Origin of the sequence: Streptomyces sioyaensis (genome assembly GCF_004122735.1) — a bacterium.
GTDB lineage: Bacteria > Actinomycetota > Actinomycetes > Streptomycetales > Streptomycetaceae > Streptomyces > Streptomyces sioyaensis.
Map to the genome: position 1 here is coordinate 1 of NZ_SDIF01000006.1, position 15,253 is coordinate 15,253.

Annotated in this window: 16 protein-coding genes; 6 read left to right on the forward strand and 10 right to left on the reverse strand. The window is 71.1% G+C overall.

What is annotated here, in order from left to right:
* Positions 1 to 2: 2 nt before the first annotated feature.
* Positions 3 to 1,313 (reverse strand): DUF6986 family protein, encoded by a 1,311-nt coding sequence (locus tag EST54_RS03410; protein WP_129244856.1) that lies wholly within the window; start codon positions 1,311 to 1,313, stop codon positions 3 to 5.
* A gap of 197 nt (positions 1,314 to 1,510) precedes the next feature.
* Between EST54_RS03410 and EST54_RS03415 the strand changes: the two genes are divergently transcribed.
* Entirely contained in the window at positions 1,511 to 2,026 is a 516-nt protein-coding gene (locus tag EST54_RS03415; RefSeq protein ID WP_129244858.1) for a DinB family protein, read from the forward strand.
* 109 nt (positions 2,027 to 2,135) lie between these two features.
* Here EST54_RS03415 and EST54_RS03420 read toward each other — a convergent pair whose 3' ends face one another.
* The 4 genes from EST54_RS03420 to EST54_RS03435 all read right to left on the reverse strand — a co-directional run bounded on the left by EST54_RS03420 (position 2,136) and on the right by EST54_RS03435 (position 5,218).
* The gene (locus EST54_RS03420) at positions 2,136 to 3,098 is read right to left on the reverse strand and encodes an electron transfer flavoprotein subunit alpha/FixB family protein (RefSeq protein ID WP_129244860.1); all 963 of its coding nucleotides are present in this window, start codon (positions 3,096 to 3,098) and stop codon (positions 2,136 to 2,138) included.
* A gap of 49 nt (positions 3,099 to 3,147) precedes the next feature.
* A complete protein-coding gene (locus EST54_RS03425; protein ID WP_006607345.1) occupies positions 3,148 to 3,933 on the reverse strand; it encodes an electron transfer flavoprotein subunit beta/FixA family protein in 786 nt (261 codons plus the stop codon).
* 212 nt (positions 3,934 to 4,145) lie between these two features.
* Positions 4,146 to 4,652, reverse strand: coding sequence for a flavin reductase family protein (locus EST54_RS03430; protein WP_129244862.1), 507 nt, complete (start codon positions 4,650 to 4,652; stop codon positions 4,146 to 4,148).
* A gap of 224 nt (positions 4,653 to 4,876) precedes the next feature.
* On the reverse strand, positions 4,877 to 5,218 hold the full coding sequence (locus tag EST54_RS03435) for a TlpA family protein disulfide reductase (protein WP_129244864.1): 342 nt from the start codon (positions 5,216 to 5,218) through the stop codon (positions 4,877 to 4,879).
* 430 nt (positions 5,219 to 5,648) lie between these two features.
* On the opposite strand from EST54_RS03435, the gene EST54_RS03440 reads away from it, so the two are divergent.
* On the forward strand, positions 5,649 to 6,365 hold the full coding sequence (locus EST54_RS03440; RefSeq protein WP_129244866.1) for a lysophospholipid acyltransferase family protein: 717 nt from the start codon (positions 5,649 to 5,651) through the stop codon (positions 6,363 to 6,365).
* Between the two features lie 67 nt (positions 6,366 to 6,432).
* Here the strand turns inward: EST54_RS03440 and EST54_RS03445 are convergent, their stop codons facing one another.
* From EST54_RS03445 to EST54_RS03465, 5 genes are all read right to left on the reverse strand, one after another.
* Positions 6,433 to 7,131: a B3/B4 domain-containing protein gene (locus EST54_RS03445; RefSeq protein WP_129245040.1), complete on the reverse strand. Its 699-nt coding sequence runs from the start codon at positions 7,129 to 7,131 to the stop codon at positions 6,433 to 6,435.
* Between the two features lie 43 nt (positions 7,132 to 7,174).
* Entirely contained in the window at positions 7,175 to 7,753 is a 579-nt protein-coding gene (locus EST54_RS03450; RefSeq protein WP_129244869.1) for a transglutaminase domain-containing protein, read from the reverse strand.
* A gap of 85 nt (positions 7,754 to 7,838) precedes the next feature.
* On the reverse strand, positions 7,839 to 8,927 hold the full coding sequence (locus tag EST54_RS03455) for a threonine aldolase family protein (RefSeq protein ID WP_167511471.1): 1,089 nt from the start codon (positions 8,925 to 8,927) through the stop codon (positions 7,839 to 7,841).
* Entirely contained in the window at positions 8,906 to 9,730 is an 825-nt protein-coding gene (locus EST54_RS03460) for an SDR family NAD(P)-dependent oxidoreductase (protein ID WP_129244874.1), read from the reverse strand. The genes EST54_RS03455 and EST54_RS03460 overlap by 22 nt, the downstream gene beginning before the upstream one ends.
* On the reverse strand, positions 9,727 to 11,124 hold the full coding sequence (locus tag EST54_RS03465; protein WP_129244876.1) for a DUF6421 family protein: 1,398 nt from the start codon (positions 11,122 to 11,124) through the stop codon (positions 9,727 to 9,729). Before EST54_RS03465 ends, EST54_RS03460 begins: the two co-directional genes overlap by 4 nt.
* Before the next feature lie 643 nt (positions 11,125 to 11,767).
* Between EST54_RS03465 and EST54_RS03470 the strand changes: the two genes are divergently transcribed.
* The 4 genes from EST54_RS03470 (at position 11,768) to EST54_RS03485 (ending at position 15,243) form a co-directional block, all read left to right on the forward strand.
* Positions 11,768 to 12,451 (forward strand): glycerophosphodiester phosphodiesterase, encoded by a 684-nt coding sequence (locus EST54_RS03470; protein ID WP_129244878.1) that lies wholly within the window; start codon positions 11,768 to 11,770, stop codon positions 12,449 to 12,451.
* 214 nt (positions 12,452 to 12,665) lie between these two features.
* Positions 12,666 to 13,547, forward strand: coding sequence for an ABC transporter substrate-binding protein (locus tag EST54_RS03475; RefSeq protein ID WP_129245041.1), 882 nt, complete (start codon positions 12,666 to 12,668; stop codon positions 13,545 to 13,547).
* On the forward strand, positions 13,544 to 14,434 hold the full coding sequence (locus EST54_RS03480) for an amino acid ABC transporter permease (protein WP_174857383.1): 891 nt from the start codon (positions 13,544 to 13,546) through the stop codon (positions 14,432 to 14,434). The genes EST54_RS03475 and EST54_RS03480 overlap by 4 nt, the downstream gene beginning before the upstream one ends.
* Complete coding sequence (locus EST54_RS03485) at positions 14,431 to 15,243, forward strand: amino acid ABC transporter ATP-binding protein (RefSeq protein WP_244942431.1); 813 nt, start codon at positions 14,431 to 14,433, stop codon at positions 15,241 to 15,243. The genes EST54_RS03480 and EST54_RS03485 overlap by 4 nt, the downstream gene beginning before the upstream one ends.
* Positions 15,244 to 15,253 lie beyond the last annotated feature (10 nt).

Genomic DNA, 15,253 nt, shown 5'->3' on the forward strand with positions numbered 1-15,253 from the left:
CCTCAGCCCTCCCCCACCAACCGCCCCGCCAGCACGTCCAGATCGGTGCGCGTAAGACCGGTGAGCCGAGCGACCTCTTCCGGGTCCACGGCGCCGCAGTCCAGGCCACGCAGCAGATAGCCGCTGAGCGCCTTGGCGGTGGCGGGCTCGTCCATGACCTCGCCGCCGGCCTTGGCGACATACGCCGCCAGCCGGGCCGCGGCCTGCTCCAGGCCCTCGCGGTAGAAGGCGTACACCGCCGCGTAACGGGTGGGCAGATGACCCGGATGCATGTCCCAGCCCTGGTAGTAGGCGCGGGCCAGCGAGCGGCGTACCAAGCCGTGGTGCAGCCGCCAGGCGTCGTGGACCCGCTCGGTCGGGCCGACCGGCAGGACGTTCGTCGAGCCGTCGGAGAGGCGGACGCCGGTACCTGCGGCGGCGACCTGCATCACGGCCTTGGCATGGTCGGCCACCGGGTGGTCGAGGGACTGGTAGGCCGCGCTGACCCCGCAGGAGGCGCTGTAGTCGAAGGTGCCGTAGTGCAGCGACGTGGCCCGGCCCTCGGCGGCCTCGATCATGCGGGCGACGGTGGCGCGGCCGTCGGCCCCCAGGATCGACTGGGTGGTCTCGATCTGGATTTCGAAGCCGAGCCGGCCGCTCTCCAGGCCGTGCGCCTTCTCGAAGGCCTCCAGCAGCCGGACCATGGCGGTGACCTGCTCGGCGTAGGTGACCTTGGGGAGCGTCAGCAGCAGGCCGTCGGGCAGACCGCCGGCCCGCATGAGGCCGGTGAGGAAGATGTCGAGGGTGCGGATACCGCGGTCGCGGACGGCGGCCTCCATGCACTTCATCCGGATGCCCACGTACGGGGCCGCGGTGCCTCCCCCGGCCTCCGGCCCGGAGGTGCCCCCACGGTACGCGGCGGCGACCAGGGCGGCGGCGCGGGCCGCGGCCTCGTCCTCCTCGGCGTCCGGGCGGGGGCCGTAGCCGTCCTCGAAGTCGATGCGCAGATCCTCGACCGGCTCGCGGGTCAGCTTGGCGCGGACGCGGTCGTGGACGTCGGCGGCGAGCGCGTCGGGGAGGCCGAGGACGGCGGCCAGCGCAGCGGCGTCCGGGGCGTGCTCATCGAGGGCGGCGAGCGCCTGGTCGCCCCAGGAGCGCACGGTGTCGGCGGCGAAGACGTCACCGGGGACGTAGACCGTGTGGACCGGCTGCCGGGTGCCGGGGTCGCCCGGGTAGCGCCGCGCCAGATCCGCGTCCACCTCGGCGAGGGCGGCTCCGATGCCCGCACGTACGGCGTCCGCGAGGCTCGTCGCCACGGTCTCCTGCTGCCCCATTCGGTACCCTCCCGGTGCACACGCCCGATATACGAGCCATTTTCCGCTCAATGGAATCAACAATCCGTATGGCGAAGCTATCGGTGTCGGTTTGGCGCGGTCAACACCCCTCGCCCGAGACGGCGCAGGCCACGGGCGCGGGACCGGTCCCCGAAAACACGTGGCACCCCGGTGCGGGTGCCGAAAGAATCGGCCGCATGACGTGGATCGCACCCTCCATCGAGCGCAGAGAAATTCCCGCCGCGGCCGGCGAACGGGAGATGCTCCAGCGCTGGCTCGACTTCCATCGCGACACCCTGCTCACCAAGTGCGCCGGGCTCACCGCCGAGCAGCTCGTCCAGGCGAGCAGCCCGCCGTCCAACCTCACGCTGCTCGGGCTGGTACGCCACATGACCGAGGTGGAACGCTCCTGGTTCCGCCGGCGCTTCGTCGGTGAGGACATCGGCTCCCCCTACATCACCGACGACAACATCGACGCCGATTTCGACGACCTCGACCCGGCCGCCGCCGAGCGCGAATTCGCGGCGTTCCGCGCCGAGATCGAGGCCTGCGACAAGGCCGTGGCGGACCGGGGGCTGGACGAGACCTTCCAGGGCAACCAGGTGACGCGGAATCTGCGCTGGATCTACGTCCACATGATCGAGGAGTATGCCCGCCACAACGGCCATGCGGATCTGCTGCGGGAGCGGATCGACGGGGTGACGGGCGGCTGAGACCGCCGCCCTCCCAGGACCCGGCCGCCGACAGCACGAGGCCCCGTACGCAGCGCGCGTACGGGGCCTCGTGCGCGCGCCGAAGCGGGCTCCGGCGCGCACTGCGGGCTCAGCCCTTGCGGGTCTTGACCTCGTCGGTGAGGGACGGGACGACCTCGAAGAGGTCGCCGACCACGCCGTAGTCGACCAGGTCGAAGATCGGCGCCTCGGCGTCCTTGTTGATCGCGACGATGGTCTTCGAGGTCTGCATACCGGCGCGGTGCTGGATCGCGCCGGAGATGCCGGCCGCGATGTACAGCTGCGGCGAGACCGACTTACCGGTCTGGCCGACCTGGTTGGTGTGCGGGTACCAGCCGGCGTCCACCGCGGCGCGCGAGGCGCCGACGGCCGCACCGAGCGAGTCGGCGAGCGCCTCGATGACCGGGAAGTTCTCCGCGCCGTTGACGCCACGGCCACCGGAGACCACGATCGCGGCCTCGGTCAGCTCCGGGCGGCCGGTCGACTCGCGCGGCGTGCGCGAGACGATCTTGGTGCCCTTGGAGGAGTCGGCGATGGTCACCGCGAGCTGCTCGACCGTACCGGCGGCCGGCGCGGCCTCCGGGGCGGCGGAGTTGGGCTTGACCGTGATGACCGGAGTGCCCTTGGAGACACGGGACTTGGTGGTGTACGAGGCCGCGAAGACGGACTGCGTGGCCACCGGGCCCTCGTCGCCGGCCTCCAGGTCGACGGCGTCGGTGATGATGCCGGAGCCGATGCGGACCGCGAGGCGGGCACCGATCTCCTTGCCCTCCGCGGAGGACGGCAGCAGCACGGCGGCCGGGGAGACCGCGTCGTAAGCGGCCTGCAGCGCATCGACCTTGGGGGCGACGAGGTACTCGGCGAACTCGGGCGCGTCGGCGGCCAGCACCTTCACCGCGCCGTGCTCGGCGAGGACCTTCGCGGCCTCCTCGGCGTTGGCGCCGAGGTGGACGGCTACCGGCTCGCCGATACGGCGGGCGAGGGTGAGCAGTTCGAGGGTGGGCTTGCGGACGGCGCCGTCCACGTGGTCGACGTAGACAAGGACTTCAGCCATGGGATTGCTCTCCTGCGGGAAGAATGAGGGCGGTGGTAAGGGCTGCGGCTCAGATGAACTTCTGGCCCGCGAGGAACTCGGCGAGCTGCTTGCCGCCCTCGCCCTCGTCCTTGACGATCGTGCCCGCCGTACGGGCCGGACGCTCGGTGGCGTCGTCGACCTTGGTCCAGGCACCCTCGAGGCCGACCTCGTCCGCCTCGATCTCCAGGTCCTCCAGGTCCAGGGACTCCACCGGCTTCTTCTTGGCGGCCATGATGCCCTTGAAGGACGGGTAGCGCGCCTCGCCCGACTGGTCGGTGACGGACACGACGGCCGGCAGCGCGGCCTCCAGCTGCTCGCTGGCGGTGTCGCCGTCCCGGCGGCCGGTGACCTTGCCGTCGGCGACGGAAACCTCGGAGAGCTGGGTGACCTGAGGGACGTTCAGCCGCTCGGCGAGCAGCGCGGGCAGCACACCCATCGTGCCGTCGGTGGAGGCCATACCGCAGACGACGAGGTCGTAACCGGTCTTCTCGATGGCCTTCGCGAGCACGAGCGAGGTGCCGAGCGCGTCGGTGCCGTGCAGGTCGTCGTCCTCGACGTGGACGGCCTTGTCGGCGCCCATCGACAGCGCCTTGCGCAGCGCGTCGTTGGCGTCCTCGGGGCCCACGGTGAGGACCGTGATCTCCGCGTCGTCGGCCGCTTCCTTGATCTGCAGGGCCTGCTCGACGGCGTACTCGTCGAGCTCCGAGAGCAGACCGTCCACATCGTCACGGTCGACGGTCAGATCCTCGGCGAAGTGCCGGTCGCCGGTGGCGTCGGGCACGTACTTCACACAGACAACGATCCTCAAGCTCACGCCGACTCTCCTACCTGCTTCGTCTCTTCAGAACTGCCTGGTGCTGGCAGCATAGGCGTCACTGGGGGCGGCTCCCGGGCGGAAGCGGTTCCCCACGCCGACCGTCATATTACTCGCCAGTACATCCAGTCTCGTGCCCCGAATCAAGGCCGTCGAAATGTGACGTTGCCAACGACCCTGACCGGGCGACGAAGAGGCGGAGCGGGAACCCGTCAGTCCCGCAGCGCGTTGAAGCGGCCCTGGTGATAGAGCAGCGGACGGCCGGGCCCCGCGGGGTCGCCGACCACGGGCTGGGCGAGCACGAGGTGATGGTCACCGGCCGGCACCCGCGCCACGACCTTGCACACCAGCCAGGCCAGGACGCCGTCGAGAAGCGGCACTCCCGCGGGACCCGTGCGCCAGGAGGTGGCGGGACCAAAACGGTCGGCTCCGCTGCGCGCGAACGTGGCCGCCAGCTCCTGCTGGTGCTCGCCGAGTATGTGGACGCCGATGTGCTCGGCCTCCGAGACGGTCGGCCAACTGGAGGAGCCGGTACCGATGCCGAACGAGAGCAGCGGCGGGTCGGCGGCAACGGAGGTGAGGGAGGTGGCGGTGAAGCCGACGGGGCGGGAGCCGTGCGCGGTGATCACCGCGACACCCGCGGCATGCTGCCGGAAGACCGAGCGCAGCAGCTCGGGAGAGGCGGTACGGGGCGTTCCGAGGCCGGGCGAGGCCGTCATGGAGTTGTCCTTCAGATGTGGTGTACGGGCCCGGGCGGGGCCGCCGGCACCGGGCCGCGGCCGGCGGCTGTGAGGTCGTCGCTGCTCACGTGCCCGGACAGCGGGAGCTGGCAGTCCGCAGCAGGTCGACGTGGGCGCGTCCGCAAAGAAGGAATCCTGGCCGCATCACGTCAGAGTGACGACGCGTGACCCACAGCGTCAAGGGGCGCCCGCCATCTGGGAGATCAATCACGGACGGCCGCACCCAGGGCGGCGATGACATCGGCCTTGCGGGGCTGCCCGGCGGCGCGGCGCACGATCGCGCCCTCCGCGTCGAGCACCAGCACCGTCGGGGTGCGCTGCACCTCCAGCTCCCGTACGAGCGCGAGATGGTCCTCCGCGTCGATCTCGACATGAGCCACCCCCTCGACCATGCCGGCGACCTCGGCGAGGGTGCGCCGGGTGGCCCGGCAGGGCTGACAGAAGGCGCTGGAGAACTGCAGCAGGGTGGCTCGCTCCCCCAGCGCCGCGCCGATCTCGGCGGCGCCCAGCCGCGCCGCCCCGCCACGGTCGTCCCGCTCCTGCACCGTCGCCCTCCCCTTGCTGTGTAGTGGTCATCGGCTTGCTGCGTAGTGGTGCCCTCGGTCCGAGGAGCTCGCCGCCGTGGGCGCCGCGACCCGCACCACCTGTCCGGTCGTCCAGGGTGCAGCGTCCGCGGGGCCGTAAAGATTCCCGGGCGGTCGGTCCGCGTGACGCAGCTCCCCCGGGCGGTCGGTCCTCATGACGCCTTTCCCCGGCCGCGTCGGGGTACTCCCGCGGTGCGATCGGCGCCGTGTGCCACTGCGGATGGGCGGCCCGGCGGCCCTTACACGTGACAAGAATCTCCCGGCCGTGGCGGCTGCCGCGCTGGCCGCCACGGCCGACATCGGGCACGATCTCCGAAAGCCGCAGTTACGGCTGCGTAGGTTTCCGCCGGGAGAACCCTCCCCAGGCGTGGCAAAAGGGGTCCTCCGGACAATGGCAGAGCTCGTCTATCCGCCGGTGATCGGCGCCGCCCGCACCCTCTTCAAGGCGCTCGATCTGAAATTCGACATCGCCGGGACGGACCATGTTCCGCGCCGCGGCGGGGCGGTGCTGGTGAGCAATCACATCGGCTATCTGGACTTCGTCTTCGCCGGTCTGACGGCACGGCCGGCGAAGCGGCTGGTGCGCTTCATGGCGAAGGAGTCGGTCTTCCGGCACAAGGTGTCGGGGCCGCTGATGCGCGCGATGAAGCACATCCCCGTGGACCGGGCGCAGGGCATGGACGCCTACAAGCACGCCCTGTCGGCGCTGCGTTCGGGGGAGATCATCGGCGTCTTCCCCGAGGCGACGATCTCCGAGTCCTTCACCCTGAAGACCTTCAAGTCGGGTGCGGCGCGGCTGGCCCAGGAGGCCGGGGTGCCGCTGCTGCCGGTGGCGCTGTGGGGCACCCAGCGCCTGTGGACCAAGGGCCACAAGCGCGATCTGGGCCGCAACCACCTGCCGATAACGATCCGGGTGGGCGAGCCGATGGAGGCCGATCCGGCCGAGGCGGCCGAGAAGATCACCGACCGGCTGCGGTCCCGGGTGCAGGACCTCCTGGAGGCGGCCCAGCGCGCCTATCCCGTACGCCCCAAGGGTCCCGACGACACCTGGTGGATGCCGGCCCATCTCGGCGGCACCGCACCCGCCGCGCCCGGGAGCATCGCCTAGCCCGACACCGGACCGGGCCGCCGGTCTGCTGGTGGCCTGCCGTCTGCCGGGCTGCCGGTAGCCCGGGTCACTGCGACCAGATCTCGCCGATCTCGATACGGGCGTCCGGGCAGGCCTTGTGCAGCGCCTCGGCCAGCTCGGCGCCGGCGGCCGACAGGGCATCGAGCGGCATGGGGGCCATCCGCTCCAGCAGGAACAGCGCGCTGACCGAGTCCTCGGTGAGGCGGGTGCGTACGCCCTGACGCCAGTTCCAGCGGCGGCAGGTGACGCCTTCCTCGTCGCACCAGACCACCTCGCCCGCATCGGGGTGCTCGATGACCTCGGCGCCACCGGCGGCGGTCGCGAAGGGTTCTTCGCCGGTGGCCCTGACCAGCCGCATCCCGCCCTGGATGCGGTCCAGGTCCTCGCCGCCCACGGGGATGAGATGGGCGACGCTGATCGCGTTGTAGAGGTCGACCAGCCGGTTGATGCGCGGCAGGCCGCCGTCCGCGAGCGCCCGCCTGGCCAGCGCCTCGGCGGAGTTGCGGGTGCGCGACGGCTTGCTGCCGAAGGCGGTGTACGCGGCCCGCCAGGCGGCGAGGTGCGGGTCGTCCTGCGGGGCGCGCCCGTCGAGGCGCGCTGCCAGCCGTCGGGTGGCCTCGTCCAGGAGCGCCGAGCCGGCGTCGTCGCTGGGCCCGTTGGTCAGGCCGTGGGCCTCGACGGCGAGGTAGCCGAAGCCGGGCGCCAGGGCGCGCACCTCGTCGGAGACGTGCAGGGCGCAGCTCATGCCGGAAACGGGAACGTGCGAAGAGTCGGGCACGGGGGCGTCCTCAGAGGTCGGTGGGGAGCGTCTGCCAGAGGTGAGACCGGTCGACGGCCTCGCGGAGGCATTGGAGCACGACGGGGTGCGGTTCAGCAAATAGCACCGGGTAGTCCAGTTCGTTGCACTCGGTCCGCGCGGGGTAGGCGAGCTGCTCGCGGTCGAGACGGAACTGCGCGTCGATGCCGGGCTTGTTGCCCCGCGGATCCTGCCGGGCCCAACGGTGCGCACCGGGCAGCCGGAGGGCCACCAGACCGTGGACGGTGTCGAGCTTCTGGTAGCACAGCGCGGCAGGGATGCCCCCGGCCCGCAGCAGGGCCGCGAGGGCGTGCGCCTTGGCGTAGCAGATACCGGTGCGCAGCGCGAGGACGCCCGAGGCGCGCCAGGTGACCCGTGGATCATCGGTGTCCGCACTGTGCGGGATGGCGTCGCGGACGAAGGTGAAGGCGGCCTTGGCGTATGTGTATGCATCCGGGGCGTCGGCGGCGAGCGTCGCGGCAGTGGAGCGGACGAGCGGATGTCCGTGATCGATGACCGCGCAGGCGGCCAAGTAGGCGGATATATCCGGGGTGTTCTGGATCAGCTCCATGCACGGAGAGCGTAGCGATGCGCCCGGCTGGGAGTCAATGACTTCTCGGTCGGGCGCATAGCTATGCAGAGCGTGGACGTCCGGATCAGCGGCTGATCTCCTCGCGGAGGGCGGCCAGGAAGCCGTCGACGTCCGCCTCGGTGGTGTCGAACGCGCACATCCAGCGCACCTGGCCGGTCTGCTCGTCCCAGAAGTAGAAGCGGTAGCGCTTCTGCAGCCGCTCGCTGACATCGTGCGGCAGCCGGGCGAAGACCGCGTTCGCCTGCACGGGGTAGCAGATCTCCACCCCGTCGATGTCCCGCACCCCGGCCGCCAGCCGCTGCGCCATGGTGTTGGCGTGCCGGGCGTTGCGCAGCCACAGGTCCTTGGCGAGCAGCGCCTCCAACTGGACGGAGACGAAGCGCATCTTGGAAGCCAGCTGCATCGACAGCTTGCGCAGATGCTTCATCGCGCGCACCCGGTCGGGGTTGAGCACGATCACGGCCTCGCCGAAGACCGCGCCGTTCTTGGTGCCGCCGTACGAGAGGATGTCGACCCCCACCGCGTTGGTGAAGGCCCGCATCGGGACGTCGAGCGTCGCCGCGGCATTGGCGATCCGCGCGCCGTCGAGATGCACCACCATGCCGCGCTCATGGGCGTGTTCGCAGATCGCCCGGATCTCGTCGGGCGTGTAGACCGTGCCCAGCTCCGTGCTCTGGGTGATCGACACGACCTGCGGCATGGCGCGGTGCTCGTCGTCCCAGCCGTACGCCTCGCGGTCGATCAGCTCGGGGGTGAGCTTGCCGTCCTCGGTCGGTACGGTGAGCAGCTTCAGCCCGCCGACCCGCTCGGGCGCACCGCACTCGTCGACATGGATGTGCGCGGTGTCGGCCGCTATCACCGCTCCCCAGCGGTCGGTCACGGCCTGCAGCGCGACGACATTGGCGCCGGTGCCGTTGAACACCGGGAACGCCTCGGCGCGCTGCCCGAAATGGCTGCGGACGACCCGCTGGAGGTGCTCGGTGTAGTCGTCCTCGCCGTAGGCGACCTGGTGGCCGCCGTTGGCGAGCGTGAGCGCGGCGAGGACCTCCGGATGCGCGCCCGCGTAGTTGTCGCTGGCGAAGCCGCGTATCTCGGGGTCGTGGTGCGGCCGGGCGTCGGTCTTCGCTCCGGTCACGGCTCGGGGGTCAGCCACAGACGCTGTCCATTCACTTCCTGGGCGGGCCGGCTCCAGACCCCGGCGATGGCCTCGGCCAGCTCCGTGACATCCGTGAAGCCCGCGAACTTGGCGTTCGGTCGCTCGGCGCGCATCTGGTCGTTGACGAGCGCCTTCACGATCAGGATGGCAGCCGCGGCGCGCGGCCCCTGCTCACCCCCCGCCTTGCGGAAGCCGTCCGCCATGGCGAGCGTCCAGGCCTCGGCGGCGGCCTTGGACGCGGCATAGGCGGCGTTGCCCCCGGTGGGCTTGCTGGCGCCGGCCGCGCTGGTGAGGAGGAAGCGGCCGTTGCCGCTGCGTTCGAGGGCCTCGTAGAACGCGAGGGAGGTGTGCTGCACGGTGCGGACCAGCAGCTTATGGAGCGTTTCCCAGTCCGTGAGGTCGGTCTCCGCGAAGGTCGACGAGCCGCGCCAGCCGCCGACCAGGTGCACCAGGCCGTCGACCCGGCCGAACTCCTTCTCCGTACGGGCCGCCCACTCCCGGGCCTGGTCCACGTCGAGGAGGTCCACCGTCTCCCCTATCACCGTGGCGCCCCCGTGGGCGTACCGGGCCGCGTCCACGGCCTCCGCCAGCCGCTCGGGGTTGGAGTCCGAGCCGACCACCACCGCGCCCGCCTCGGCCAGCCGCAGCAGGGTCGCCCGGCCGGCCGGTCCGGCCGCGCCCGCCACTGCGATGACCGCACCCTCCAGCGGCCCCTGGCCGCCCGTCGACGTCACCATCTCCGTCGCCTCCTCGTCCTGCTCCTGGACGGCCGTCCGCCGGGTGTTCCGGTCGGTCTTCATGCCGCCGCCAATTCATCGCTGTGGGCCGTGATGCCCTTGGTGGATGCGATCACAGCACGCAGCTTCTTGGCGAGCGCCTCGTAGAACATGCTCAGCGGGAACTCGTCGGGGAGCACGTCGTCCACGAGTTTGCGCGGCGGCTGGTCCAGGTCGAGGGCGTCGGGTCCCTTGGCCCAGACCGACCCCGGGTGCGGTGCGAGGTAGGTCGAGACGAGGTCGTACGCGGCGAACCAGTGGACCAGCTTGGGCCGGTCGATGCCGTCGCGGTAGAGCTTTTCGATCTCGCCGCACAGCTCGTTGGTGACCTTGGGCGCCCGCTCCCAGTCGATGTGCAGTGTGTTGTCCGTCCAGCGTACGACGTCGTGCTTGTGGAGGTACGCGAAGAGCAGCTGTCCGCCCAGGCCGTCGTAGTTGCGGACGCGGTCGCCGGTGACCGGGAAGCGGAACATCCGGTCGAAGATCACCGCGAACTGTACGTCGCGGGCCTGCGCGTGCCCCTCGGCCTCCAGCTTCACGGCCTCCTTGAAGGCGGTGAGGTCACAGCGCAGCTCCTCCAGGCCGTACATCCAGAACGGCTGGCGCTGCTTGATCATGAAGGGGTCGAACGGCAGGTCACCGTGGCTGTGGGTGCGGTCGTGCACCATGTCCCACAGGACGAACGCCTCCTGGCAGCGCTTCTGGTCGGCGAGCATCTCGCTGATGTCCTCGGGGAGTTCCAGGCCCAGGGTCTCGACGGCGGCCTGGCTGACCCGCCGGAAGCGGGCGGCCTCGCGGTCGCAGAAGATGCCGCCCCAGCTGAAGCGCTCGGGGGCCTCGCGCACGGCGATGGTCTCCGGGAAGAGCACCGCGGAGTTGGTGTCGTAGCCGGCCGTGAAGTCCTCGAAGGCGATGCCGCAGAAGAGCGCGTTGTCGTAGCGGGTGCGCTCCAGCTCGGCGAGCCAGTCCGGCCAGACCATGCGCAGGACGACGGCCTCGAAGTTGCGGTCCGGGTTGCCGTTCTGGGTGTACATGGGGAACAGCACGAGGTGCTGGAGGCCGTCGGCGCGCTGCTGGGCGGGCTGGAAGGCGAGCAGCGAGTCGAGGAAGTCCGGCACGCCGAAGCCGCCGTCGGCCCAGCGGCGCAGGTCGGCGGCGAGCGCCTGGTGGTAGGCGGCGTTGTGCGGGAGCAGCGGGGCGAGCTCCGCGAGGGCCGCTATCACGCGGTCGACCTCCGTACGGACGGCGTCGGCGCTCGGCGCGCCCTCCGCCTCCAGGTCGACCGAACCGTCCTTGGACTGCCAGGGGCGGATGGTCTCGACCGCGTTCTTGAGCACGGGCCACGCCGGGTGCCCGACCACACTCCCTGCGGTCGTGGTGCCCCCCTGGACACCCACAGGCGAAAGAATTTCCGTCATGACTGCCCTCCGGCGGTAGATCGTGTTGTCAGGACACGGTAACCAGCCAAGGATCGTCCACTCAAGTGGGCTAGCTGAAAATTATCCCGTTGACACCCCGTACACACGCCGATTTTTCCTGTGCGTGACGCCCTGAGCGCCACTTCCTACCAGCCGCGCCAGCCCTCGCCGCGCTTCCTCCGGGAGCCCACAACCCCGTGAGAGAGCCGCGAGCGGGCCCTGGACGGGGTCCGGAGAAGCCCTGGGAGGACCCCTGGGCACACCGCGCCGGACAGGGCCGCGCGACCCCCTCCCCAGCTCCTGTGGCATATGCCACACCCGCTCGGACAACGGGTCGCGGCGTGCTGCCGCGCCCTGGGGGCATCCCCGCGTCGGACGCGTCCGACGCCGCGCCCCGGCCCCGGGACGTCGTCAGCGCACCGGGGAATCGCCCACATGAGGGTGAAGTGGTCTGACGCCGGATCTGGCGGGTACCCGTACTGGACACACCGCGGTCCGTTCGGCACCCCTTCTTTCCCCGCCCGGTCCCGTTAGGCTGTGCGCCGTTTCGTACGCCGTGGCCGACGTACGCCGTGGCCGACGGTCGACGGTCGACATGCTCCAGAGCCGACAGCAGCACCGAGCCGACAGAAGCGAGGCAGCCTTGTCCTTTCTCACCATCGGACACCGCGGGATGATGGGCGTCGAGCCGGAGAACACCCTGCGTTCCTTCGTCCGCGCCGAGCACGAAGGCCTCGATGTCATCGAACTGGATCTGCATCTGAGCAAGGACGGCTCGCTGGTCGTGATGCACGACGCGGATGTCGACCGGACCACCGACGGCGCCGGCCCGATCTCCGAGCGCACCCTCGCCGAGCTGCGTGAACTCGATGCCGGGCGGGGCGAGCGGATCCCCGTCTTCGAGGAGGTCGTGGAGGCCGTCAAGGCACCGTTGCAGGCCGAGATCAAGGATGTGGCGGCCGCGCAGGCGCTGGCCGAGGTGATGCGGGCGCGCGATCTGACCGGTCGGGTCGAGGTGATCTCCTTCCACGACGAGGCGCTGGCCGCCATCCGCACCCTGCTGCCCGGCGTGCGCACCGCGCTGGTCGCCAGCCGGTACGGCGCCGATGTCGTGGACCGTGCACAGGCCGTCGGGGCGACGATGCTGTCCCTGAACATCCGGCGGCTCACCCTGGAGCTGGTCGAGCGGGCACACGCCGCCCATCTGAAGGTCCTGGGCTGGACGGTCAACACCCACGACCAGCTCCGGCTGGCGCGCGGGCTGGGCCTGGACGGCGTGGTGACCGATCTGCCGGAGATCCGGCGGGCGGTGCGCTTCACGGCGTGAGGAGGCCAAGCCCCCGGCGAGGAACTAGACGGACTGCGCCAGGTGGTACGGGCCGGCCGGTACGAGCCGGGCCTCCATCCCGTCGCGCGCCTCGGTGCCCGTCGTCTGTCAGCTGGGAAATCCGCAGTTCACAGCGGCGCAACGAGCTTCCACCATGCGGACGTTTCGCCCGGTGATCTCGACAGATGGCCTCGCGCACTGCCACTCTCCCGCCATGCGCCTCGCCAACTGCCCCCTCCGCCTTGCCGCTTGCACCACCGTCGTGCTGCTCGCGGCGGCCGTCGGCTGTGCCCCACAGGACGAGTCCCCCGGTGGCCCACGGGCCGCCGGGCGGGGCACGCAGAGCTGTGACCGCGGCAAACTGCCCACCGTCGCCCGTGGCACGCTCACGATCGGCACCGACAAGCCCGCCTACGCGCCGTGGTTCCACGACGACGACCCGGCGAGCGGCAAGGGCTTCGAATCGGCGGTCGCCTACGCCGTCGCCCGGCAACTGGGCTATGACAAGGGCGCGGTGCACTGGCAGACCGTGCCGTTCAACAACGCCTTCGCGCCCGGCGAGAAGAAGTTCGACTTCGACATCAACCAGGTCTCCATCAACGCCGCACGCAAACGGGCCGTCGCCTTCTCCTCCGGCTACTACGACGTACGGCAGGCGGTCATCGCGCTGAAGGGCTCCAAGGCCGCGCACGCCAGGAGCATCGCCGGTCTCCGTCGGCTCAAGCTCGGCGCCCAGGTGGGCAGTACCAGCCTGGACGTCATCCATGACACCGTCCGGCCGACGCAGCCCCCGGCCGTCTTTCAGAAGAACGACCTCGCCAAGTCCGCGCTGAGGAACGGTCAGGTCGACGCGATCCTCACCGATCTGCCGACGGCCTTCTTCATCACCTCCGCCGAGGTGAAGGACGCCGAGGTGGTCGGGCAGTTCGCCGCCACCGGCGCCGCGAAGGAGCAGTTCGGCCTGGTCCTGGACAAGGAGAGCCGGCTCACCGGGTGTGTGAGCGCCGCGGTGGACGCGCTGCGCAGGAACGGCACCCTCGCCGCGCTGGAGAAGAAGTGGCTGACCGACGCGGTGTCCGTCCCGGTGCTCACATGACGTCCTCGAAAGGCGTGGTGAACGGCTCCTTCGAGGAGGGCGGGTACGTGCCCTCGCAGCGGCGGGTGGAGCGGGAGCGCTTCAAGCGGGCCAGGGCCCGGCGCGCGGTCGGCGTCGCCGCACTGAGCACCCTGGTCACCGCCGTCGTCCTGTTCCTCGTGATCACCCGCTCCCCCGGCTGGCCGCGCACCCGAGAGACCTTCTTCAGCGCCGCGTATGCGCGCAAGGCGCTGCCGGAGGTCCTGGACGGGCTGCTGCTGAATCTGCGGCTGCTGGTGGTGTGCGGGGCGGCGGTGCTGGTGCTCGGGCTCCTGCTGGCGGTGGCCCGGACGCTGCGCGGCCCGGTGTTCTTCCCGCTGCGCGCCCTGGCCACCGCATACACCGACTTCTTCCGCGGACTGCCGCTGATCATCTGTCTGCTGATGGTGGTCTTCGGGGTGCCGGCGCTGCGGCTCCAGGGCGTGACCACCGATCCGGTGATGCTCGGCGGCACCGCGCTGGTCCTGACGTACTCGGCGTATGTGGCCGAGGTCTTCCGGGCCGGCATCGAGTCGGTGCACCCCTCGCAGCGGGCCGCGGCCCGGTCGCTGGGGCTGAGCGGCGGGCAGACGCTGCGCTTCGTGGTGCTGCCGCAGGCGGTGCGGCGGGTGGTGCCGCCGCTGCTGAACGATCTGGTCTCGCTGCAGAAGGACACCGGTCTGGTCTCCATCGCGGGCGCGGTGGACGCGGTCTACGCGGCGCAGATCATCGCCGGCAGGGACTTCAACTTCACGCCGTACGTCGTGGCCGGTCTCGTCTTCGTCGCGCTGACGATCCCGATGACGCGCGGCACGGACTGGATCACGGCCCGCATGGACCGCAAGCGCGCCCAGGGAGGCCTGGTATGAGCACGACCGACGACACCCCGCGGCCGGCCGACGGGGCCGTCGGCCACGAGGCGCCCGGCGACGGCCCGGTGCTGCGGCTGGAGTCCGTGCGCAAGACGTACGGACGGGGCACGGTCGTGCTGCGGGATGTGGACCTCGCGGTCCCCGCGCACACCGTGACCACGCTGATCGGCGCCTCGGGGTCGGGCAAGTCCACGCTGCTGCGCTGCGCCGGCCTGCTGGAGGAGATCGACGACGGCGCGATCTTCCTGGACGGTGCGGAGATCACCGATCCGCGGAGCGACGCGGACTCCGTGCGCCGCCGGATCGGCGTGGTCTTCCAGGCCTACAACCTCTTCCCGCACATGACCGTGCTGGACAACATCACGCTGGCGCCCCGCCGGGTGCACGGGATGCCGCGCGCGCAGGCCGAGGCGCGGGCCCGCGAGCTGCTGGAGCGGCTCGGGCTCGGCGGGCGGGGCGGCGAGTACCCGGACCGGCTCAGCGGCGGCCAGCAGCAGCGGGTGGCGATCGTCCGCGCACTGGCCGGGCGGCCCCGGCTGCTCCTGCTGGACGAGGTCACCGCGGCGCTCGACCCGGAGCTGGTGGGCGAGGTGCTCGGCGTCGTCCGCGATCTGAAGGAGGAGGGGATGACCATGGTCATCGCCACCCATGAGATGGGCTTTGCGCGGGAGGTCGCCGACCAGGTGTGCTTCCTGGACGGCGGGGTGGTGGTGGAACGCGGCACGCCCGAGCAGGTCTTCGGGGATCCGCAGCACGACCGCACCCGGCAGTTCCTGCGGCGGATCATCCAGGCGGGACGGCTGTGAGCACCGGCCG